This window comes from Streptomyces aurantiacus (assembly GCF_001418335.1).
In the GTDB taxonomy this organism is placed as follows: domain Bacteria; phylum Actinomycetota; class Actinomycetes; order Streptomycetales; family Streptomycetaceae; genus Streptomyces; species Streptomyces aurantiacus.
The window spans coordinates 16725-37663 of the sequence record NZ_LIPP01000258.1 but is presented as its reverse complement, the minus strand read 5'-3'; the positions used below and the strand labels follow the sequence as shown (position 1 = coordinate 37663).

Genomic DNA, 20939 nt, shown 5'->3' with positions numbered 1-20939 from the left:
CGTAACGATCGAATACGCACCGAACGCGCCGGAGCACTCCCTGTGACCAAGGTGCCTGAATTGGGCAGCCCGGCCCGGAATATGGGAGTCGTGAGCGGAACGTGTGGGACCTGCGAGGGCCTTGAGGCGGGTGGTTTCAGCGGCCCAGCCGGTGCAGCACCGCGCGCGGGCGATTGGTGATGATGGCGTCGACGCCCAGCCCGACACAGAGGTCGACGTCCTGCGAGTCGTTCACCGTCCATACGTGGACCTGGTTGCCCGCCCGCTTCAGACGCTCGATGTACGCCGGGTGATTGCGCACGATCCGCAGGGAGGGGCCGGCGATCCGGACGCCCGGGGGCAGTCGTCCGTCGCGCAGCCGGGGTGAGACGAACTGCATCAGGTAGACCGTCGGCAGCGTCGGGGACGCGGCGCGGACGCGTTGCAGGGAGCGCGCCGAGAAACTCATGATCCGTACCGGTGACTCGGCGGGCGAGGGCGGTGCGTCGAGGCCGAAGCGCTTCAGGAGGAGCAGCAGGCGTTCCTCGACCTGGCCGGCCCAGCGCGTGGGGTGTTTCGTCTCGATGGCGAGCCGTACGGGGCGGCCGGCGTCGGCCACGAGTTCGAGCAGGCGTTCCAGCGTGAGGACGGACTGCTGCTCCCATGAGGGGGGCCGCTGCTGTTCCCAGTCGGGCGCCTCGTCGCGGTTCTTCCAGGAGCCGAAGTCCAGGGCGGCGAGATCGGAGAGCTCCAGGGCCGAGACGGCGCCGCGGCCGTTGGAGGTGCGGTTGACGCGACGGTCGTGGACGCAGACGAGATGCCCGTCCGCGGTCAGCCGTACATCGCACTCAAGGGCGTCGGCCCCGTCCTCGATCGCCTTCTCGTACGCGGCCAGGGTGTGCTCGGGGGCCTCTTCGGAGGCACCGCGGTGAGCGACGACCTGGGTCAGGTGCTGTCGTGCGTGGGTCACCGCGTCATGGTGCCACCGCAAGTGGGTACGCGTGGGGTCGACGACGCGGGACATGCGGTTGTTTTGTCAGACGTGTCCTATATAAGTGAAGATCTCGGAGTCACAGGTGCCGCTTATGGCGCCCTGACGTCCCGTGGGAAAAGCTGACGGCATACAAAAGCACATGCACAGCTGCATCGTGCCGGTTCCCGAACACGCGTGAGTGAAGTCCTGAACACACGCGACTGATCGTGACCGGATATGAACTGCCGGATGCTGCCAGATGCCGCCGGACATGAACTGACTGAACAGCCGTGGATCGAGAGGAAGAGCTGTGAGCACCGAGAACGAGGGCACCGCAGTACCCCCGGCCCCGTCTGCACCTCCTGTGCCGGTGGACACTCCCGCTGCTTCCGTGCCTCCAGAGCAGGCGGTTTCGCCGGGAGCGGGCCCCGCGGGCACCCATCAGGGCACGGCTCACCCTCAGGGGCCGGGCCCCTTCCAGGGGGACCCGCCGACGGCCACGTTGCCTCCGGTGCCTTCAGGGGCTCCTCAGGGCGCCGTCCCGGCTCCCGAGGCAGACGCCTGGCCGCCGCCGCCTGCGCCAGCCACACCCTCGTACGCGGGCGCGAGCGAAGGCGGACACGCCTCGTACGCGAGCGGGGGCGCGGGTGACGGCGGCTCCGCCGCGTTCGGGAGCGGTGGGGAAGGCGGCTCAGGCCCGTACGGAGGCGGCGGCGGTGGCGGGGGCGAAGGCGGTTCCGGCGACGCCTGGGGCTCCTCGTACCAGCAGCCCACGCCCGGGCCGAAGTCCGGCGGACGCGGCGGTCTGGTCGCCGCGGTCCTGGTGGCCGCGCTGGTCGCGGGCGGCGTGGGCGGAGGCATCGGCTACTGGGCGGCGGACCGCAACGACGACTCCTCGGGCTCGACGACGGTCTCCGCGTCCCAGAGCGGCGGCGACCTCAAGCGCGACGCGGGCACGGTCGCGAGCGTGGCCGCCACGGCGCTGCCGAGCACGGTCACCATCGAGGCCGAGGGCAGCAACGGCGAGGGCGGCACGGGCACCGGCTTCGTCTTCGACACCCAGGGCCACATCCTCACCAACAACCACGTGGTGGCCGAGGCGGTCGACAGCGGCAAGCTGTCGGCGACCTTCTCGAACGGGAAGAAGTACGACGCCGAGGTGGTCGGCCACGCCCAGGGGTACGACGTCGCGGTCATCAAGCTCAAGAACGCGCCGGACAACCTCAAGCCGCTGCCGCTCGGCGACTCGGAGAAGATCGCCGTCGGCGACTCGACCATCGCGATCGGCGCCCCGTTCGGGCTCTCGAACACGGTGACCACGGGCATCATCAGCGCCAAGAACCGCCCGGTGGCCTCCAGCGACGGCAGCTCCAGCAGCAAGGCCTCGTACATGAGCGCCCTGCAGACCGATGCCTCGATCAACCCGGGCAACTCCGGCGGCCCGCTCCTGGACGCCAAGGGCGCGGTGATCGGCATCAACTCCGCGATCCAGTCCACGAGCGGCGGCTTGGGCGGTACGAGCCAGTCCGGCTCCATCGGCCTGGGCTTCGCGATCCCGATCAACCAGGCGAAGAACGTCGCCCAGCAGCTCATCAAGACCGGCAAGCCCGTCTACCCGGTCATCGGTGCCTCCGTCACCCTGGAGGAGGGCACGGGCGCGAAGATCACCGAAGAGGGCGCGAGCGGCTCCGAGGCGGTCACGCCGAACGGTCCCGCCGCCAAGGCCGGCCTCAAGCCCGGCGACGTCATCACCAAGCTCGACGACCGCGTGATCGACAGCGGCCCCACCCTCATCGGCGAGATCTGGACGCACCAGCCCGGCGACACCGTCAAGCTCACCTACACCCGCGACGGCAAGCAGCGAACGGCCGAAGTCACCCTGGGCCAGCGAGAGGGCGACAGCTGACCCGCCGAAGGACCCGTTAGTCTTGGTCCCGCGCCGATCTCTCAGCGGCGCGGGGTGGGTTGCCCGAGCGGCCTAAGGGAACGGTCTTGAAAACCGTCGTCGCAGCGATGTGACCGTGGGTTCAAATCCCACACCCACCGCGCAGGTCAGACGTTGTGCAGGTCAGAAGGGGTGCCACTCTCCGGAGGGGCACCCCTTCTGTGTTCAGCCTGTCTCACCCTGACTCGGGTTGTCCCACCCTTGACCAGTGCGTACGGCCAACCTGTGGCCAAGCGGGAGGTTCCAAAAGGCCTGGTCAGGCACCGTCGGCCAAAGCGGCGTCAATCATCTGGTTCGACACTGCCTGTTGGCCGCGAAGGATCTTTGCGTAGAACCGCCACAGCACGGCTGGACTGTGCCCGGCACGCCGTGCGACTTCCACCGGATCGACCCCCGCTTTGATCCACAGCGAGACTCCGGCATGCCGGAGTGAGTACGGGACGTCCGCGAGGGGCGTGGCCGCTTCCTCCGGTGTGAGCGCGGCCTTTCGAGCTTGCTGCCACAGGTCGGTGTACTCGTTGGACCCGATACGACCGCCACGGGCAGCGCGGAAGAGCCGGCCGTCCTCTGCCGTACCGAACTGATCCAGGTGCGCGCGCAGCATCGCGACCAGCGTGGGCGGGATCGGCACGGGGCGCGTGGCCTTGCGTGCCCGCCGCTTCAACCCCCGTTCCTCGAACGAGCGGCCGTCATCGGTCCAGCCTGAACCGACTTCCGGGCGACTCTGTGTGAGTACCAGTTCGCCCCACCCCTCGGCAGGAAGCTTGCAGTTCCTCCTCATGAGCGACGCCACCTCGGACGGGCGCATAGCGGCGTAGTAGAGGCAGCCAAAGAACGCGTGCAGGTGGGGACCGCGCACGTCGGCATCCCGTACCGCGTCGATCAGCCGCCGTGTCTGCTGTGGGTCGGGCACGTACTGGAAGTCCACTTCATCCGTGGTGTCCGGCGCGGCCCAGTCGATCCGCCCGAGGGGATTCGCGGGAAGCACCTCCCGTTCGACCGCGTACCGCATGGCGTTGCTGAACACCATCCGCTTACGCCTCATGGTGTTGTCCGCCGCACGCTTCCCGTCCAGCCGCTTGGACAGGGCTGTCAGGGCACGGCGGATGTTGTCCGACTCGGCCACCTCGATCACTTTGAGCGAGGCGCCGGCCACCCAGTCGAGGGCGCGGCGGACGTCGTGCGGAACGTCGTCCCCGGCATCCTTCAGCGCCCGATGTTCCCCGTCGTCTCCGAGGGTGACCCTGAACGCCCATCCCTGAAGAGCGCGGCGAAGGAGCGCTGAATCCGGGGCCCCGCGGGAAGTGGAGACGAGCGCGACTGTCAGGGCCGTCAGGGCTTCCGCGATGCCGGCGCGATGCTTGGCGGACGCGTTGGGCCACTTCATGAGCGCGTACGCACACGCGTGCTCGTACCAGGTCGGAGACGTCGCTTCCCGCAGCTCCGAAGCGGGGAGCCCTGTAGCGACGTCGAACGCTTCACCAGCGCCAACCGCTGTGACGAGTTTCGAACGACGCGCGTCCGCGAGTGTCTTCGTGGCAAAGGGCTCTTGGCAGACCTTGCCCGCCACGGTCCAACGAACCTGGAAGGGAGCCGACTTGCTAGCGCGTCGGCGGATACCCCAGATCCGCACGTTGTGACTCTTCATTGATCACCTCATGACGGAGGGGACCGCCGGAAGCGGTCCCCTCAACGGACATTCGGATGGTGTGGCGCTGATTCAGGCGGCGCGCTGGTCGCAGCTCTCCCACCACGCGTCCAAGTCCGCGCGGTTCACGCGGATCTCGCCGTTGGGGAGTTTCTGAAGGTGGGGGGCTTGGCCGCGAGCGCGCATGCGGTAGAACGCCGCTCGGCTCATGCGGATCTCTGCGAGGACTTCACTGAGCTTGAGCTTCTGGGGGCGGGCCACGGCATGACTCCTTGAGACAGAGGGAGGGGGAGGACCTTGCGGCCCTGCCCTCTGAGGGGCGCTACTTCCGCTACCGCCGCTACCTCGCAGGTCAGGGGCCTGTTCGAGGTAGCGGGAAGGGGTAGCGGTAGCGGACGGGTAGCGGCGCGGTAGCGGCAACCGGGGCCGGTTGCCGCTACCGCGTTGCTGCTGGTCAGGCCACGTTTTCCGTGCCGGGTAGCGGAGGTAGCGGACTTTCCGGGGGTGGGGGGCAGTAGCGGCCCCATGCGTCGTGCAGATCGGTGGCGTAGTAGCCCTTGAGGACGCTTCCGGCGGTCTTGATGTTGCGGGAGGTGATCGGCTCGGTGTCCACCGTCATGTACTCCGCGAGCATCTTGGAGAGGCGCCGGCTGTCGAGCGGCTTGCCGTTCAGGTCGGCCCATGGCGCGTCGTCGAGGGAGTTGAGCCGGTCGAGAATGGCGATGGTGGGCAGGCGGTCGATGCCGGCCATGACGTGGTCGCGCAGGTCGGTCAGCAGCCGGACCCCGAGACTGCCTTTGTCGTTGGCCCGTGAGGCGGTCACCAGCGTCACGCACGCCGCGCGGGCCCGCTCGGGCCAGTCTCCGCCGGCCGCGTCGGCGATGGCGAGCAGGGATTCCCACACGTCCGCCGGCCGGTCGGAGACCCCGTCGGGCATCTCCGGCCATGCCCCCATGACGAACCCCCGTGCGTGCTCGGCCCACTTGGCGAGCCGGTCACGCAACGCGTGCCCCTCCGCCTCGTGCAGACGGGCACGGAAAGGTTCGATGCGCTCGTTACGGGCCCTCCGGCGCATGCGGATGATGATGGAACGGGTCATGATCGTGTCCGGCAGGTTGCCCAGTCCGGCGACCGCGACCCCGCAGTACGAGGGGAACGCCTGAACGGTCTGGTTACCCCCGTCCCCGATACACCGGTAGGTGACCCCGGTACGGCGGTGACCTGCATTGAGGAACCCGCGCAGTTCCTCGTTGTCGCCTGCCTTCGGCCCAAAAATGGTGTCGATCTCGTCGAACAGGATCGTGGGCCGCCCGTTCGGGTTGGACACCGACCGGAACAGAGCAGCGGCGGACGCGTTCACCGCCGTCATCGGCTCCGGCACGAGGGTTTCCACGATCTCCAGCGCCCGCGACTTCCCCGACCCCGGCTCCGGGGAGAGGAACGCCAGACGCGGGGTGGAGTCGAAGCAGTCGAGCAGGTGAGCGTGAGCGTCCCACAGCGCCACGGCCACGTAAGCGGCCTCGTGCGGGAAGACGTTGAACCGGCGGTGGAAGGCTTCCACCTCATTGAGCAGCGTCGCGCCGTCGATGGTGTCGCTCATGCGGCGGCCCTCCCTTCCTGGGTGGTGCGGAGCGGGCAGGTGTCGCGGTGCGCTTCGTGGTCTGCGATCAGGGCAAGCACCCGTGCGTGACCAACCGCGCTGCGGTCGCGTCCGCACAGGCACTTCGACATGGCCGTCGGCACCGCGCCGCGCGGAGCGCAGATGGTCAGCCACGCGACGGGATACCGGCCGTCTCCGGCCTGCGGGTCAGGACGAACAGCAGTGGGGACGCCTTCGGCGACGCCCTGCGAGGCGCCTACGGCCGTCCGGGGCCCGGCGGGTCCGGCGACCTGCGGACCGGTGCGGTGCCGGGTGAGGCTCTTAGAGGCAGGAGGGTTCGTCATGCGGCCCTGCCCCGGGCCGGGTTGTGGGTGATCGACCAGTCCAGTGCGCGGCGGATCACGTCGTCGTAGTAGCGCTGAGGCTGTGTGGCGTTGGCCCCCGCCGCTCCCCTAAGAGCCTGCTCAACCACGGTTCGGGGGAGGTCGCCGGACGCGATGAACCGTCCCAGGGCCCGTGCGGCCCTGAGCAGGGTGGCGTTGCGGGTGCCGTCCGCGGCGGTGACCACGTTCCGCACCTCACAGTCGAGCGCTACATCCGCGTATCGCCTAGATTGCCCCGCTACGACCCCTGTAGGGGCCTGTACGGGCTTGGGGGTGGGTTGAAGGATGCTCAGCAGCCATGCGGGCACAGGGGCCGCCACAGCGCCGCCTACGGCTTCGTACGGACCGGCGGGGGTGAGGCTGCCCGCGGCGACGACGTACCCGCCCCGGGCGCGGGTGTCGACCAACGGCGCGATGCTGCCTGCCGTGTTGGACAGCCGCACCCCGTCCGGGGCGGTGAAGTACAGGTGTGCTCCGCCGCTCGCGGTCCGGGTGCGGTAGGTGTCGGGGACGGGGTGCCCGGTGCGCTCGCAGAGCGCCTCAAAGGTCGCCACGCCGCTAGGCGTGCCCTCATTGCCCTTGTCCTGGTTCTTGGGCATGTCCAGGTCGACGACGACCAGGCCGGAAGGACCGGTGGCGATACCGACATTGAACGGCCCGTGCGACCAGGCCGCACGGATACGGTCCGGATCGGTCGTGGCGCGCTGTTCCCATTTGGCGTGGCCGCTCACACACGGGCCTGTACCGGGGCAGGAGGTTTCGCCGTGCAGCGCCGGCCGCTTGCTGCCGGCCCGGAGCGGGAAGACGTACCAGCCGCGCTCAGCGGCGCTCAGGGCGGCGTTCAGGAGGTGGGTGTTCATGCGGCGGCCTCCCATTCGAGGCGTGCGGCGTTGCGGGCCCCGAGGAGCAGGCCGTAGGCGTGGTGGGCCTGTTGGGGCACCACGCCGTTGCCGAGGATCTTGAGTTGTTCCTTGCGGGGGATGCCGGGGACTGCGGTAACCCATCCGGTCGGGAGGCCCATGAGCCATTCGACGAAGACGGGTGAGAGGCGGCGGTTGCCGCGGGTGCCGGGCTCGGTCGGGCACGGTGCTGGCCGTCCCGTGACGTGTTCCCACCGGCGGATGGCGGGTCCGTAGTCGGTGCCGTCGGTGGCCACCCATGCCGCGTCGAGGCGGACGGCCTGGCCGGGCAGGTACCGGCCGGAGGTGTCGCGCTGGTTGGGTCCGCCGTGCGGTCCGTCGGATGCTTTCGGGGTGGGAAGAAGGTCGCGGACCAGGTACTCGATCGAGGGGCGCGAGCTCGCACCCGGCGACGCGGACCGGTTGCGGCCGTACCGGCGCGCGGTCGGGGTGGGAAGGAGGTTCACCACGAACTCGTTGAGCGGGCGCGCGTTGCGGTCCATCAGGTTCGAGGCGCCCGACTTCCAGTCCCGCGCGGCCGGCGTCGGGAGCAGGCTCAGCCCTCCGGCGGCGCCGGCAGCTTCGTCACCGCGGTGCGCAGGTTCAGCCCGCCCTTGCGCTTGGGGGAGGTGCCGGGGCCGCCAGTGCCGTCCGAGGTGGTCGGGGTGGGCATCAGCGGGATGGGCAATTGCGAACCAGCGGTCCCGCGGGTGGGGGGCTCCGATTTCGGGGTCACCAGCTCGTACACATGTCCACCGGACGTCATACCCGAGCGCGGCCAGGTCTGCGGCGACGACGTCCAGGCCCCGCCCCCGCGAGCGGAGCGCCGCCACATTTTCCAGGAACACGAGACGCGGTCGAAGGATGCCCACAGCCTGAGCGACGTTTTTCCAGACCCGAGACCACTGCCCATTGATTCCGTCCCTTCGTCCAGCGTTCGAGATGTTGCGGCAGGGGAATCCCGCGGCGACCACGTCCGGCCGGTACAGGTCCCGGACCGTGCGCCAGTCCACGGCGGTGATGTCCCCGAGGTTCGGCACCCCGGGGTGGTGCGCGGCGAACACGGCCGCGGCGTGCGGGTCGTTCTCCGCGAACGCGGCGACCTGGCCGCCGACGCCCGCACGGATCGCTTCTTCGAGTCCGCCGTAGCCGGCGCACAGGGCGACGATCGTCGGTGGCGAGCCGGGGGCTCGCCGGATGTCGGTGGGTTGCGTCATGCTGGGAGACCTCCAACAGGTCTGTAGAGGACGGGTTGGAACAGGAGCGGCCCCGGATTCATTGGCGTGAGGTTGGGGCCGCTCTTGGCGTGGCTAGAGGTGGGCGTTTCGACGTGCACCGGGGGTGTTCCAGCAGCCATCAGGAGGTTTTCGTGATCCCACGCATCGACGTGAAGGTCGATCCGTCATTCCCGGAGGGTGTGCCCATGGGCATGCCTGCGGAGGACGAGATCAGCGAGGAGGGATACGGCTTCTTCCGAGGCGTATGGGACATCAGCGGTGTCACCCATGAGGAGGCCCGCGCGATCGTGGAAGAAGAGCGGGACTTGGCTCACCTGGTAGATCAAGTGAGCGCGACGCCTGAGGAGTTCGAGGCCGTCGCTGGCGCGGTGGAGAGCGGTGATCCCGACTCCCTGCCGGCCGGCTTCGCGGAGCGGCACCCGGGCAGCGAGGTTTTGGAAATCGTCGGAGACGGTGACCGTGAGGAAGGCGTCCTGGACGGCTTGGAGATCGGGGTGGCGGGACTGTCTTTTGCGCTCTCCTCCATCGGGTGTTTTCCAGCGGCGAGCTGCCGGAGTCATACCTCGGGCGGTTCGTGGTCCGATCGGCCGGTCGTCTACTTCGCGGCTGAACGCCTGACCGTTCACTGGCTGACGCCTCTGGTCCGTGACAGCGGCTGCGGGTTCGGGAACGGGAGCGATCGCGGCGAGCTGCTGTTCGTGGAAGCGCCGTCGATCAGCAGTCTCATGGAGCTGGCCAACCAGGTCCTCAACCAGGTCGAACGGCAATCGTTCAACCGCTGATCGAGGTTCGAACTCGGCAACCCAGCGTTGTGGAGCCGCCCTTGGCGTAGCTAGCTGTGGAAGTGGTTGCGCTTGAAGATCGCTTTGCGGATGTTGACCGTGGTCCCGCCGCGGTGGCCGCTCGTGCCGAGGATCTGTACGGCGATCCAGCCGCCGAAGATGACCGCGGCGAGGGTGATCAGTTGGGTGATGAACGCGGTCAATGCGGCGATGAACGACGTGAGGAGCAACAGGCCGCCGCACACGGCGAGGAATCCGACCCCGCCCAACGCGACGTTGACCGCCGTCCGCGAGACAGCCGGCTTGGCCGCGAGGGGTTGAGGCTGTACGGGGCTGATGGCGTAGCCGGTGACGACCCGTCCGTCGGGCAGGACGATGCTCGCGACCGCCGGCACCGTGCCCGGCTGGACGGGCACGAGGGGCGCCGGCGTGTGGACGGCGGGCGGCATGGGGGTGGGCTGGTGGACGGTCACGGCCCGTTCAGCGGGCAGCGGTCCGAGGTATTCGGGGTTCATGCGGAATCCCTTCCGGCAGTAGGCCAGGGAGGCTGAGGTACCCCCTTGGGGGTGGGCTGTGGAGGGGGTTTCCCGGGGTTGACCTGGGGTGCCTCCCTGCCTCCCTGAACGATCATTTGTGCAGGTCAGGTGGAGGGAGGCGAGTCAGGGAGGGAGGCAGGGAGTTCTCCCTGCCTCCCTGACCCGCCACCGGTCGGCTCCCTGTCATCCTTCGGCGGAAGCGAAACCCTCGCCATCACGGTTGGCGAGCGCGCGGGCGAGGCGGTCACGGCCGACGACCATGACGCCGTCGGACTTGTAGGGCTCGGCTCCGGTGCCGTCGAGAACGCGCTTGAGGTCGATGAACGACCAGCCGCCGTAAGCGTCGCCGTTGAGCGTGCCGAGCCGGGCGAGGACGTCCTTCGTGCGGACCCGCTCCGCCGTGCCGACCACGGACGCAATGTCCGCGAGCGGGTCACGGCCGTCGTCGCTGCGGTCGATGGCGTGCAGGGTGGTGACACCGTCGCGCAAGGCCTTGGCCCGCTCGATGATGGCCTTGGCGTCGTCGTCGTCGATGTAGTGCGTGCGGATCGTGAGGGACGCCTGCCCGGCGGGGATGGCGATGCCGTCGGACGCGACGACCAGGGTCCCTTTGTCCAGGCCCTGACGGAGCAGGTGCGGGGCGGCCCCGCCTTCCACGGCCTTGTCACCGAGCGCCATCTTGGCCTGTGACTCGGTGCCCAGGACCAGTGAGGCGCGGGTGTGGGCACCCTCGCGGACCAGCTTGGGAAGGTTCTGGTCGGTGGGGTCCTGGGTGCCCTCCCACAGCGTCACGTTCACGGCGCGACCCTGGTTGTGGACCTTGCGGACGGCCATGAAGTAGCGGGAGGTGGCCTTGGACCCGCCGTAGGGGTTCTTGTCGGCGTCCTTGAGCGGGCACATGAACGCGACCTGCGCCTCGTCCACGATGCCGACCAGCGGCAGGAACACGGTTCCGGGAGGCGCCTGGAGACGCCGTTCCATCTCCGTGACCAGACCTTCCACCATCTCGGTCGCCTGGATGACGTGGTCATCGGTCGGCCCCTGGATGAGCAGGGAGGCAAGTCCGTCGAACATGGCCCAGTCGCCGGCGCCCTTCAGGTCGGCGATCCGGAACTCGACCGACTTGTCGAGTGCGAGCCACAGGGCGAGTGCGCGCAGGGCGGCGGTCTTGCCCTGGTTCGACAATCCCGTGATCAACAGGTGGCGCTGGTAGACGCTCAGCGCGGCGGCGTCCCCGCGTAGATCCTGGCCCCAGGGGGCGCGGCCCTTGGTGTAGTCGGCGGTCATCGTCTCGTCCGTGACCAGCGGAGACGGACCGATCGGCTCGTCCAGCGCCCCGGAATCGGCTACCCACAGCCGGACCGTGCGGGCGGCTTCGGGGATGGTGATGAACACCTCGTGCTCGTGCCTCGTGAGGTTCTCCGCGAGCTTGCGCCGCCGCTGCTGCACCTCGATCGTGGAGACCCCGGAGGGAAGGGTGACGTCGACTTCGACACCGCATCCGGCGATCCGGATCGGACCCAGCATCGACGCGCCGGCGTCCCCCATCTCCTTGATCGCACTGCGCAGGGCAGGCACCCCCAGGTCGCGCAGGGCCTTGACCACGATAGACGGGGTGATCGGCTCACCCTCGCTCGACCGGATGTTGTCGGGCAGCGCCCATGCGGGGGCGGCTTGCTGCTTGCTGCCGACGGCCCACAAGGCGAGCAGCGCGAGGAACGGGCCGATCGTCAGGGCCGGGCCCCACACGACTTGCACGATCCGGATGAGGAGCGCGATGAAGTCTACGGTGGCCGCGAGCGGGGTGAGCACGTCCTTCACCTCGCCGTTGTTGATGGCCATCACGACTCCGAGCGCGACCAGCGCACCGATCCCCATCCCGGTCCCCACAGCGACGCCCTTGGCGGCTTCCACGGGCGAGTGGAGGAGGTCCATGCGGCGGCGGTGGCGTGCCTCGCGAAAGCGCTGCAACCGCTCCTCCCACTCCTCGGCCACCTCGAAGTTCCCGGCGGCCTCCGCGGCGCGGAGCATGCGTTCGTAGCGGGCCCCGGTCTTGCCGTCCCAGGTGCGGCGGGCCACGATCCGCCCCCCGTTGAACGTGTAGAGGCCGTGCCGGGCGAGAGCGCGCACGGTCGCCTTCGTGGACTCGTGCGTGACTGCGGTCTTCACCGCGCGGCCGGAGCGCACCCACAACGGCACGAGCGGCGCCGGAGCCGGGTCGGGCACCACGGTCAACGTGGTCACGGTGGCCGGGTCGACAGACGGTGCGGGTTCGGTGTTCTTGTGCAGGTGAACGACGTTCTCGGACATGCTGGGAAGTCCCCTGACTGCCCCTTGCGGGGGCGGGAGTTGAGAGGGTGTGCAGCCACCCCGCCCGGCAGGTGGCACGGGCGGGGGTCGCGCTGGTCAGCGGCGGTACCGGGCGCGGTTCTCGATGTGGCTGAGCTGGGACGACTCGGTACGCGGGGCGTCGAGCCAGCAGAACGGGCGGATGCCGTCAGCGGCCTTGAACACGCGGATCGCGGCACCCTGCGGGGCGTCGGGCAGGGCGTAGACGCGGCCCTGGTCGAGGGAGGCCAGCAGCCGGGCGTCGTGGTGCTCACACCCGTTGGCCCCGCCGCCCACGGCGTCCAGCACGCTCACCACGACCGGACCCACACACGGCGTCGGGTCATCAGGATGAGCGGCAGGGCAACGCCCCGCCGCCCGGGTCACCACCATCCCGCCGCCTTCTTCTTGGCCTTGGCACGCGCGGTCTCGGTGACGATCCGCTGCCGCTCGCCGTGCAGCGCGGTGAGTTCCGCGGTGAGGCGCATCTCCGCGGCGGACCCGGTGGAGTCCATCCGTTCCTCGGCACGGCCCGGACTCCGGTGCCGGGCGACCTGGTAGGCGCCGCCGGCGAGCGAGCGGGCCATGGCGCGGCGTTCGCGGCCGTTCAGCGGCCACCACTCGCCCCGCCGTACGGCGTCCAGCTTCTTGGCCGTCTGCCGGATCTCCCGGTCCAGACGGCGCAGGTCGGCGTTACCCATCAGGTAGTCCCTTCGCAGTGGGGAGGGTCGGGGTAGGCGCACGGCACGCACATGCCGAGCGAGAGCGGGATCACGTATCCGGCATCGCGCCGGCAGACCGGGCAGCACCTGCGCGCGGCATTCGCCTTGGCCAGGGCCGCCCAACGGGCCGGCGTCATCGGGCGGACGGGCTTGGCGGCGTCGAGGCGGTAGAGGTAGGCGACCAGCGGGCCCCGCCGGTAGCGGGGCCTGAGCACCTGCGCGGCGACCGGTTGCCCGCCGGGGCGCAGTCCGCGCGCCCTGAGCTGCCGGAAGGTGGCGTAGCCGTCAGGCGCCATGCGCCACGGGAAGGTGGGGATGCCGTGGCGGGCGCCGTTCGGGTCGAAGCACTTGGCGAACGCCCCGCCGCTCATGCGGGCGGGGTGGCGCGTTCAGCGAGCAGGGTGTCACGCAGCATCCGGGCGTTGGCCGGGGAGGTGTGGACCTCCCGGCGGATACCCTCAGCCGTCACCTTGACGTCCGGCCAACCCGCCGTCACCTTCCGCGCCTCGCTCAGCAGTTGAGCCGGAGTCCGCTTCGGGCGAGGCGATCGAGCAACCTGCGGGAGTCGACCGGTGGCCCGACGGGGCGGGGTCGACACGGCCGCTACCGGGCGCGGTGCGATCGAGGCGACCGGAGCCGGAGCCACGGCGGGAACCGGCTTGAGCGGCACGGTCGACTTCAGGAACGCGACCGTCACCGGATCGGGCATCCGCAGGGGTGCTGCGGTGATCGGTGCGGGGGTCGATTCTCCGAGGTCAGCCGTAGACCGAATCCTCTCGGTCTCGGTAGATTCCTCCGCATTCGCGACCGGGGTCGGGATCGGGGTGGGTTGGTGGTGCAGGACCTTGGCGACCAGGTCGGAACCGAAGTAGATCGAGCCGACCGGAAGCGACGTGGCGAGCAGCACGAGAGCCCAGTTCGCCGGATTCCAGTCGGCGAGGCGCGTCCAGTCGACCGTCCCGCCGTCGGCGTGCAGTGCGGGCACGAGCCCGTGCACGTAGTTGAGGACCAAGGAGGCGAGGGTGTAGGTGCCCAGCACCTTCAGCGCGAACTTCCGCGCGTCGTCGGTGAGTACGAGGGTGGCGATGAGCGCGAGGGCCATCAGGCCGTCGACCACGAACGGGTACAGCGTCGCGGCCGTCTCATCCGCGCCGACCGCGCTCGCGATGTCGCGCAGTGCGTTCCAGGAGACCCGGAACGCCATGGTGACGACCGCGACCAGCGCGGCCACCAACAGGACTTTCCCCTTGCGGTTCATCGGCCGGCCCTCCCGTGCTCGTCACGGTCGCCCGGCTCCCAGATGAACCGCTCACCCATCCATTCGTCCGCATCGCCGTTGTCCGGACCGATCTCCCACACGGCCGATGGCCGGGGCCGCCGCAGGTGCAGCAGCCATCCGGGGACCTGGACGGCCCCGCCCGCGACGACCACGAACCGCAAGAGCGGCTCGTGCGTCACGAGCAGAACGGCGGTGGCGGCCATCGCGATCAGCGCACCCGACACGATCAGCACCAGGGCGACACCCTGACGGGAGGGAGTGGCACTCATGCGCCCACCCCCGCCGTGTGCGTCGCGGCGGTGTTCGCCAGCGTCCGGCGAGCGGCGAGCACCTTGCGGTGGGCCCGGCGGATACGCCGCGCGTCCAGCTCCGTCGGCGTCCGGTCGATCGCGATGATCTGCGCGTCCAACAGCTCGATGCTCGCCTTAATGACGGGCATCTCCATGTTGATCGCGGCGAGCTCCGCAGCCGTCGGCTCACGGTCAAACAGGTCGGCGGTAACAACCACCTGATCAGCAACGATGTGCTTCATGGGTCGTGGTTCCTCTCGCAAGGTGGAACGGCCCGAAGCGGCGTCCGGGGGGCAACCCGGGCGCCGCGTGCCGTTGGAGTCACTTCCGGCTCCCCGCGCTCTCACCCGTACGGCCACCGCAGCAAGGCGGACCCGGACGGGTGAGAGAGGCAGCCGGCCGCGGCATGAGGCGCCGCGAGGCCAGGAAGGGGACCCAGATCGTTCCGGCGCCGGCCGCGGGTCCGAGCGGCGGCGCCTACAGATGTCGTCGGTTCACACCGAACTCCCGCAGAGAGCAGGGACACACGGCTTCACCGGTCCGCCGTTGCGCGGCGGACCGGTCCCGAGCCGGGGGAATCGGGTGCGTCATCGTCACTGCTCTGACGCCAGCAGGGCGGCGCGTACCGGGTGGCACCCGACGGGCTGACCTCCCGTGAGGAAGGGATGATCCCGAAGGCTGTTCTCCAGAGCCGGTACGCAGAAGATCGGCCACCATCGGTCATCACCCGGACCGAAGCGGGGACGGGGACTCTCACCCCGTCATCTAGGCACGCTGTTCAGTTCTCAAGGAACGACCAGCAGGGGGCCCCATGAACCCGAGCAATCCCGAACCGGCACGGCCTTGAAGCAGCCCAAAAAAGGCCCTTCCGGCTCGTTGTCCTAGGACTGCGAGCGGCCTGAGACGACTATGCACCGCAGTCCCAGGACTGTCAACAGTCCTGGGACTGTGCTTCACTGGGACGCGTCGAGAGGAGTGCCGCGTGGCACCGAAGTGGCGGGAACTGGCAGACAGATTCGCCGAACAGATCAGGAGCGGTGAGTACGAGCCGGGCGCCCAGTTGCCCCAGATCAGGGACTTGGTGAAGGCAGGCGAGGGCTCAAAGGACACCGTCCACAAGGCGTACAAGGCACTGGAAGCCCAGGGACTCGTGACGTCTTCGCGTGGCCACGGCACCGTGGTGCGTCAGCAGACGCCACTCAAGCGGCTCGGTATCGCGCGGTACGACAAGGCGAAGTGGCGCGACGGTGACGAGGTGGCGTTCATCGCTGACCGCGTGGCGTCGGGGCGCCCGTACCGTCGGAATGAGCAGACTCAGAACGTAAGCCGTGTCGTGGCGCCGCCGCTGGTGGCAGAAGCTCACGGCCTGCCCGAGGGCGCGGAGGTGTACGCGCGGGCGCGTCTCGTGAAAGAGGGAACGCAGCCTACACACACGTTGACCAGCTACTACAGGCCTGAGCATGTCGAAGGCACGCGCATCGTGGATCCGAGCCCGGGGCCCGCCGGCCGTGGCGGTGGCTTCCGCGTCCTGTACGACGCCGGATACGAGATCGACCACATGAAAGAGGAGATCTTCGCGCGGGTCCCCAGCGAGGAGGAAGCCCAGCTCTTGCAGCTCTCCCCCGGGGAGTGGGTGGTGGAACTGCACCGCACCACGTACACCGCCGACGGGACCGTGGTGGAGTTCGCCATCGGGGTTCACGCGGCCACGCGCTTCGCGTGGGCCTACGACTTCAAGGTGCCCGACTCGGCGAACACGGAAGGAGAGAGCAAGTGATTTCTACGCAAGCTTGGGCGGACGCACAACAGCTCTGGGACTTCCAGCAGATGGGCCATGAGCCGCGCCCTTGCTCCGTGGCAATCGGGCTCGGCAGTCACGACCTGGGGGTGGCAGACACGACGGTCGACCTGTATCAGCGCGGGATGATGTCGCTCATCGTCTTCACCGGGGCGACCAGCCGTACGACACGCGAGCGCATGCCCCGCGGTGAAGCCGAGCACTACCGCGAGCGCGCGATTGATCTCGGAGTCCCGGCGGACGCCATCCTCGTCGAGCCGCGGGCCCGGAACACGGGCGAGAACATCCGCTTCTCCCGTGACCTGATCGAAGACCGGGGCGTTCCCGTGTCCTCGGTCCTGTTGGTCAGCAAGCCGTACGAGGAACGACGGGCGTACGCCACGGCACGGAAGCTCTGGCCGGATGTCGAGTGGGTGAGCGCATCCACTCCCATGACGTTCCCTGAGTACGTCGATTCGATCCAGGACGCGCGCCTCGTCATCGACATGTTGGTCGGAGCCCAGCAGCGGCTCACGGTGTACCCCCGGCAGGGATTCATGATCGATCAGACGATCCCCGACGACGTGGCGGCGGCGTACGAACGGTTGTGTGCCGAGGGCTTCACCAGTCGCCTTCTGACGGATGAGGCGACGCGGGGCTGACAGGGTTCTGAACCCTCCTGTGGCCAACCTCCGGCCAGAGTCGCCCCTTTGAGGCGAGCGCAACCAGGGAACGCGCTGGTCAGGGGTAGTTGAGGTTCGTGTCAGTGAACGCTCTTGAAAACCGTCGTCGCAGCGATGTGACCGTGGGTTCAAATCCCACACCCACCGCGCAGGTCAGACGTTGTGCAGGTCAGAAGGGGTGCCACTCTCCGGAGGGGCACCCCTTCTGTGTTCAGCCTGTCTCACCCTGACCCGCCTCTGTCCCACGTCTGACCAGTGCGTATGGGCCACCTGTGGGCCAGAATGGGCCCGCTACCCGCCCTTGCTCAGCTCCTCCGCGATGAGCTGGTTGGAGCGCGACTGCTCGCCCCGCAGGATCTTGGCGTAGAAGCGGAACAGCACGGCGATGCTGTGGCCGGCGCGACGGGCGACTTCCACGGGGTCCACCCCCGACTTGATCCACAGGGACACTCCGGCGTGACGGAGCGAGTACGGCACTCGCGCGAGAGGTGTTGCCGCGTCCGTCTTCGACAGCACCGCGGTACGGGCCGCGCCCCACAGGTTGCAGTACTCGGTTGACCGAACCCGACCACCCTTCGCCGCGCGGAACAGACGACCGTCAGGGGCCGTCCCGTAGGCCGCGATGTGGTCCCGCAGCATCCGTACGAGGATCGGCGGAATTGGCACGGACCGTGTCGCCCCGCGGGCCCGACGCTTGAGGCCGCGCGCCTCATAGGACGCACCGTCATCCGTCCAGCCTCCCCCAACTTCGGGGCGGCTTTCCCCCAACAGCAGCTCTCCCCACTGCTCGGCAGCCTTCTCGGTGTCCGGGGGGAGCGTGCAGTCTGAGGCTTTGAGCGAGGCGATTTCGGCGGGACGCATCGCGGCGTAGTACAGGCACCCGAAGAATGCTTCGAGGTGCTGTCCACGCGTCCCGGAATCCCGCACGGCGGTGATGAACGAGCGGGCCATCGTCGGACCGGGCACATACCGGAAGTCGATCTCGTCATCCGTCTCCGGTGGCGTCCAGTCGACACGGAGAAGAGGGTTGGCGGACAGGAGCCCTTTCTCTTCCACTGTGTACCGAAGGAAGTTGCTCAGCACCATGCGCTTGCGGCGAGCTGTGTTCTCCACGGCCTTCTTGCCGTCCATGCGGCGTGAGAGAGCTTCGAGGGCGGGGCGCAGGAGCGCGGGATCTTCGAGTGCCTTGACCTGCATCGAATGCTTTGAGATCCAGGACAGGGCCGATCGGATCTCTTGCGGTGGCTCCTCCATGACATGCCGAGAGGCCAACTGCCCGTCAGGCCCCGGAACTGCGCGAAAGGCCCACTGGTAGAGCGCTGCTCGCAGGACCGTGGAATCCGGGGCGCCCCGGGTCGTCGTGACCAGCATCGGGGTGACGACCGCGAGTGCTTCGGCGATGCCGGCACGGTGCTTGGCCGCCGCGCGCGTCCACTTCATGAGCACGTACGCGGTGGCGTGGTCGTACCAGGTCGGGGAGGTTCGCACGGCCAACTCGCGCGCCGGTACGCCCGTGTCCTCGTCGAACTGCTCGCGCTCCCGAAGCGCGGTCATCAGCTCGGAGCGGCGACCGTCCGCCTGTGGCTTGAGCTTGAAGCTCTTGGAATGAGGGCGCGAACCGACGCGCCACCGCAGTTCGTAGGGCTTCTGACGTCCTGCTCGCTTGCGGATGGACCAGATGTCGACGTCGTACGTGAGCATTTCTCTCCCAAAGGAGAGGGGCCCGCTGGATCAGCGGGCCCCTCAATCGGTCGTTGGCGGTGAACTACGCGGCGTTCTCCTCGCAGCGGTCCCACCAGGCGTCCAGGTCGCGACGGCTCACGCGCACCTGACCGTTGGGCAGCTTGCGGAGCCGGGGCGCCTGACCGCGGGTGCGCAAGCGGTAGAAGGCGGCGCGGCTCATGCCGATCTCTTCGAGGACTTCCGGGAGTTTGAGCATCTGGGGGCGAGCCATCGTTGCCACTCCTCGTTCGGGCTGGTCTCAGGTTGAGGGTGCGTGTGTCCGAGGTGGGGATTTCTGCGTCACCCGCGTCATCTGCGTCACGCACGCGTCTGACCTGCTGTTTCGGGGTGACGCAGAAGGTTGGGTGTGCGTCATCGGTGACGCAGACGTCCGTCATCGGTGACGCAGGTGACGCACGATGACGCAGAGGTATGCCGTCTGCGTCACCCGTGTTCGTGCAGGTCACCCGCCGTTTTGTGGGGCCGGGTGACGCAGGTGACGCAGCACTCCCTTACTTAGGAAAAAAGAGGGGCTGTCTGTGGTCGTGCGGTGCGTCTCAGAGCGTGAAGAAGGAGCCGCTTCGCGGCACGTCCTTAGGGGCGCCGCGCGGCGGCGAACAGCAAGAGGAGCACGCGGCGCCGGGCCCGGGTGCTCCTCTTGCTGTTCGCGTAGGTGGCGCGGTCAGAACGCCGCTTCCTGCTCGTGTGCGGGCGGGGCGAGCCGGGTGATCTCGATGTAGCGGCCTTCTTTGGTGCGGCCGGAGTCGATGATCACGCCCCGGGCGGCGAGGGTGGGCTGGAGACGCTTGAGCCGGTCGGACAGGACCTTGCCCGTGGTCGGCCATCCCTTGGGCAGGGCGCGCAGGTCCTCGCCGGCGTAGAGGCGGCTGAGGCAGTGCAGCCACTGCGTGGACGTCATTCGCTCTTCCGCGCCCGCCGCCATGCCGGCCGCGTGCTCGATGACGGTCTGCGCCAACAGATCGCCCTCGATCACGTCGTCGTTCAGATCGTCCAGACTGGCCCGGTAGGCGGCGAGAGCTCCCAGACCGGTGGCCGCGTCGAGTTGCGCGCACAGGTGCGCGAAGTCCGCCATACGCAGATCCGTGGGGGTTTCCGCTTCCACGGCGCGGACCTTGACCGTCAGGTCGAGCAGCGAGCCGAGGACGACGGGCAGTACCTGCGCGTACTCCGTCCACAGCTCATCTTCGGTACGCCGTACCCGGGGCCGTTCGAGACGCAGGGGAAGCAGCCGTTCGGCGAGGTCGGGCCGGATGACTCCCACGTCGATACCGGTCAGCAGGAGGGGGCGGCGGTAGCCGACGCGGAACACGTCCCCGTCGGTGAACAGAGCCCGCTTGACGCTCTCGGCTCCGGTGACGATGCAGCACATGGCATCGGACAGGTCCGGCGTCATGTGCGACAGGTTGTCCAGCGCGGTCACCCAACCGGCCGCCACCGCCGCGATGAGGTTTTCCTCGTCCTTCGGTGCGCGGCGCAGGTCGCCGGTCATGCCCTCGATGATCCGCACGAGCATCCGGCCACCCGTGGACTTGCCCGCGCCCTGCGGGCCGGTGAGGAACGGCGCAGGGACGGGCACGGACGGACCGAGACAGCCGATGAGCCACGCGATGGCCAGGCACTCGGTCTCCGCGGTGGCGAAGTTGCACAGCCTCATCAGCAGGTCGATGCCCTTGCCGTCGGTGTCCTGGACCGGCAGCGGCAGTTCCCCGGTGAGCTGAGTACGCCGCCAGCACACTTCCCGCGGGTCGGGGACGGTGATGTCCCATCCGGTGGGGTGGATGCGGACGGACTGTCCGTCGTCGCGGCCCAGGTCCAGCCACGTCGCCCCGTCGAACCCGGGGGCAACCCGGATATGGACGGGCTGTACGTGCTCGGTCAGGGCGAGTGCTTCGATCAAGTCCAACGCCTCCTTGAGCGCGGTTCCGTTGAACACGCCGGCTCCGTCGTGGAAGAGGCCCACCATGAGTTCCTGCCGGTGGCTTCCTGTAGTGCCCTGCGAGCGGATCGGACGGGCCACGGGGTGGGCGTTCTTCTGCGCGTACACGGTTCCGTCGCCGGTGCGGAAGTACCGGAAGTGCGCTTGCGCGTAGTCGGTGATGACCTTGGGAGCCGGGTTCTTTTCGTCCTCAGCCAT

General features: G+C 68.9%; 21 protein-coding genes and 1 tRNA gene. 5 read left to right on the top strand and 17 right to left on the bottom strand.

All coding sequences use genetic code 11. The features are described 5' to 3' along the window. Positions 1 to 136 precede the first annotated feature (136 nt). On the bottom strand, positions 137 to 949 hold the full coding sequence (locus AOK01_RS29800) for a glycerophosphodiester phosphodiesterase (protein ID WP_055517127.1): 813 nt from the start codon (positions 947 to 949) through the stop codon (positions 137 to 139). Between the two features lie 313 nt (positions 950 to 1262). On the opposite strand from AOK01_RS29800, the gene AOK01_RS29795 reads away from it, so the two are divergent. Next, positions 1263 to 2858 (top strand): S1C family serine protease, encoded by a 1596-nt coding sequence (locus tag AOK01_RS29795; protein WP_055517102.1) that lies wholly within the window; start codon positions 1263 to 1265, stop codon positions 2856 to 2858. Between the two features lie 53 nt (positions 2859 to 2911). Next, positions 2912 to 2998, top strand: a tRNA-Ser gene (locus tag AOK01_RS29790). 155 nt (positions 2999 to 3153) lie between these two features. Here AOK01_RS29790 and AOK01_RS29785 read toward each other — a convergent pair. The 5 genes from AOK01_RS29785 to AOK01_RS29765 form a co-directional block, all read right to left on the bottom strand. Further along, positions 3154 to 4467 carry a tyrosine-type recombinase/integrase gene (locus tag AOK01_RS29785; protein WP_342671073.1) on the bottom strand — a complete coding sequence of 438 codons (1314 nt, stop codon included), beginning with the start codon at positions 4465 to 4467 and terminating at the stop codon, positions 3154 to 3156. A 150-nt stretch (positions 4468 to 4617) separates the two neighbouring features. Continuing rightward, complete coding sequence (locus AOK01_RS29780) at positions 4618 to 4806, bottom strand: helix-turn-helix transcriptional regulator (RefSeq protein ID WP_107099951.1); 189 nt, start codon at positions 4804 to 4806, stop codon at positions 4618 to 4620. 193 nt (positions 4807 to 4999) lie between these two features. Beyond that, positions 5000 to 6145 (bottom strand): DUF3631 domain-containing protein, encoded by a 1146-nt coding sequence (locus tag AOK01_RS29775; RefSeq protein WP_055517098.1) that lies wholly within the window; start codon positions 6143 to 6145, stop codon positions 5000 to 5002. A gap of 340 nt (positions 6146 to 6485) precedes the next feature. Then, a complete protein-coding gene (locus tag AOK01_RS29770) occupies positions 6486 to 7388 on the bottom strand; it encodes a bifunctional DNA primase/polymerase (protein WP_055517097.1) in 903 nt (300 codons plus the stop codon). Beyond that, a complete protein-coding gene (locus AOK01_RS29765; RefSeq protein WP_055517095.1) occupies positions 7385 to 8644 on the bottom strand; it encodes a DNA cytosine methyltransferase in 1260 nt (419 codons plus the stop codon). The genes AOK01_RS29770 and AOK01_RS29765 overlap by 4 nt, the downstream gene beginning before the upstream one ends. A 152-nt stretch (positions 8645 to 8796) precedes the next feature. Between AOK01_RS29765 and AOK01_RS29760 the strand changes: the two genes are divergently transcribed. Next, entirely contained in the window at positions 8797 to 9447 is a 651-nt protein-coding gene (locus tag AOK01_RS29760; RefSeq protein ID WP_055517093.1) for a hypothetical protein, read from the top strand. Positions 9448 to 9497: 50 nt separating this feature from the next. Here AOK01_RS29760 and AOK01_RS29755 read toward each other — a convergent pair whose 3' ends face one another. The 8 genes from AOK01_RS29755 to AOK01_RS29720 form a co-directional block, all read right to left on the bottom strand. Beyond that, a complete protein-coding gene (locus AOK01_RS29755; protein WP_055517092.1) occupies positions 9498 to 9962 on the bottom strand; it encodes a hypothetical protein in 465 nt (154 codons plus the stop codon). 204 nt (positions 9963 to 10166) lie between these two features. Next, on the bottom strand, positions 10167 to 12293 hold the full coding sequence (locus AOK01_RS29750) for an FtsK/SpoIIIE domain-containing protein (protein ID WP_055517091.1): 2127 nt from the start codon (positions 12291 to 12293) through the stop codon (positions 10167 to 10169). A 96-nt stretch (positions 12294 to 12389) separates the two neighbouring features. Next, complete coding sequence (locus AOK01_RS29745; protein ID WP_245702467.1) at positions 12390 to 12629, bottom strand: hypothetical protein; 240 nt, start codon at positions 12627 to 12629, stop codon at positions 12390 to 12392. Positions 12630 to 12694: 65 nt separating this feature from the next. After that, positions 12695 to 13012: a hypothetical protein gene (locus AOK01_RS29740; RefSeq protein WP_055517089.1), complete on the bottom strand. Its 318-nt coding sequence runs from the start codon at positions 13010 to 13012 to the stop codon at positions 12695 to 12697. Beyond that, complete coding sequence (locus AOK01_RS29735) at positions 13012 to 13404, bottom strand: RRQRL motif-containing zinc-binding protein (protein ID WP_055517087.1); 393 nt, start codon at positions 13402 to 13404, stop codon at positions 13012 to 13014. The genes AOK01_RS29740 and AOK01_RS29735 overlap by 1 nt, the downstream gene beginning before the upstream one ends. Further along, entirely contained in the window at positions 13401 to 14291 is an 891-nt protein-coding gene (locus AOK01_RS29730; protein WP_055517086.1) for a DUF2637 domain-containing protein, read from the bottom strand. Before AOK01_RS29730 ends, AOK01_RS29735 begins: the two co-directional genes overlap by 4 nt. Then, a complete protein-coding gene (locus tag AOK01_RS29725) occupies positions 14288 to 14581 on the bottom strand; it encodes a hypothetical protein (protein ID WP_157871536.1) in 294 nt (97 codons plus the stop codon). The genes AOK01_RS29730 and AOK01_RS29725 overlap by 4 nt, the downstream gene beginning before the upstream one ends. Further along, entirely contained in the window at positions 14578 to 14844 is a 267-nt protein-coding gene (locus AOK01_RS29720; RefSeq protein WP_055517082.1) for a DUF6284 family protein, read from the bottom strand. Before AOK01_RS29720 ends, AOK01_RS29725 begins: the two co-directional genes overlap by 4 nt. Before the next feature lie 740 nt (positions 14845 to 15584). Between AOK01_RS29720 and AOK01_RS29715 the strand changes: the two genes are divergently transcribed. Together AOK01_RS29715 and AOK01_RS29710 are read left to right on the top strand one after the other, a co-directional pair. Then, on the top strand, positions 15585 to 16379 hold the full coding sequence (locus AOK01_RS29715; protein WP_055517080.1) for a GntR family transcriptional regulator: 795 nt from the start codon (positions 15585 to 15587) through the stop codon (positions 16377 to 16379). Beyond that, complete coding sequence (locus AOK01_RS29710; protein WP_055517079.1) at positions 16376 to 17041, top strand: YdcF family protein; 666 nt, start codon at positions 16376 to 16378, stop codon at positions 17039 to 17041. Before AOK01_RS29715 ends, AOK01_RS29710 begins: the two co-directional genes overlap by 4 nt. Before the next feature lie 312 nt (positions 17042 to 17353). On the opposite strand, the gene AOK01_RS29705 is transcribed toward AOK01_RS29710, so the two are convergent. From AOK01_RS29705 to AOK01_RS29695, 3 genes are all read right to left on the bottom strand, one after another. Next, positions 17354 to 18763, bottom strand: a complete 1410-nt coding sequence (locus AOK01_RS29705) for a tyrosine-type recombinase/integrase (RefSeq protein WP_055517077.1) — start codon at positions 18761 to 18763, stop codon at positions 17354 to 17356. Between the two features lie 64 nt (positions 18764 to 18827). After that, positions 18828 to 19016 carry a helix-turn-helix transcriptional regulator gene (locus tag AOK01_RS29700; protein ID WP_055517075.1) on the bottom strand — a complete coding sequence of 63 codons (189 nt, stop codon included), beginning with the start codon at positions 19014 to 19016 and terminating at the stop codon, positions 18828 to 18830. A gap of 450 nt (positions 19017 to 19466) precedes the next feature. After that, positions 19467 to 20939, bottom strand: coding sequence for a hypothetical protein (locus tag AOK01_RS29695; RefSeq protein WP_055517073.1), 1473 nt, complete (start codon positions 20937 to 20939; stop codon positions 19467 to 19469).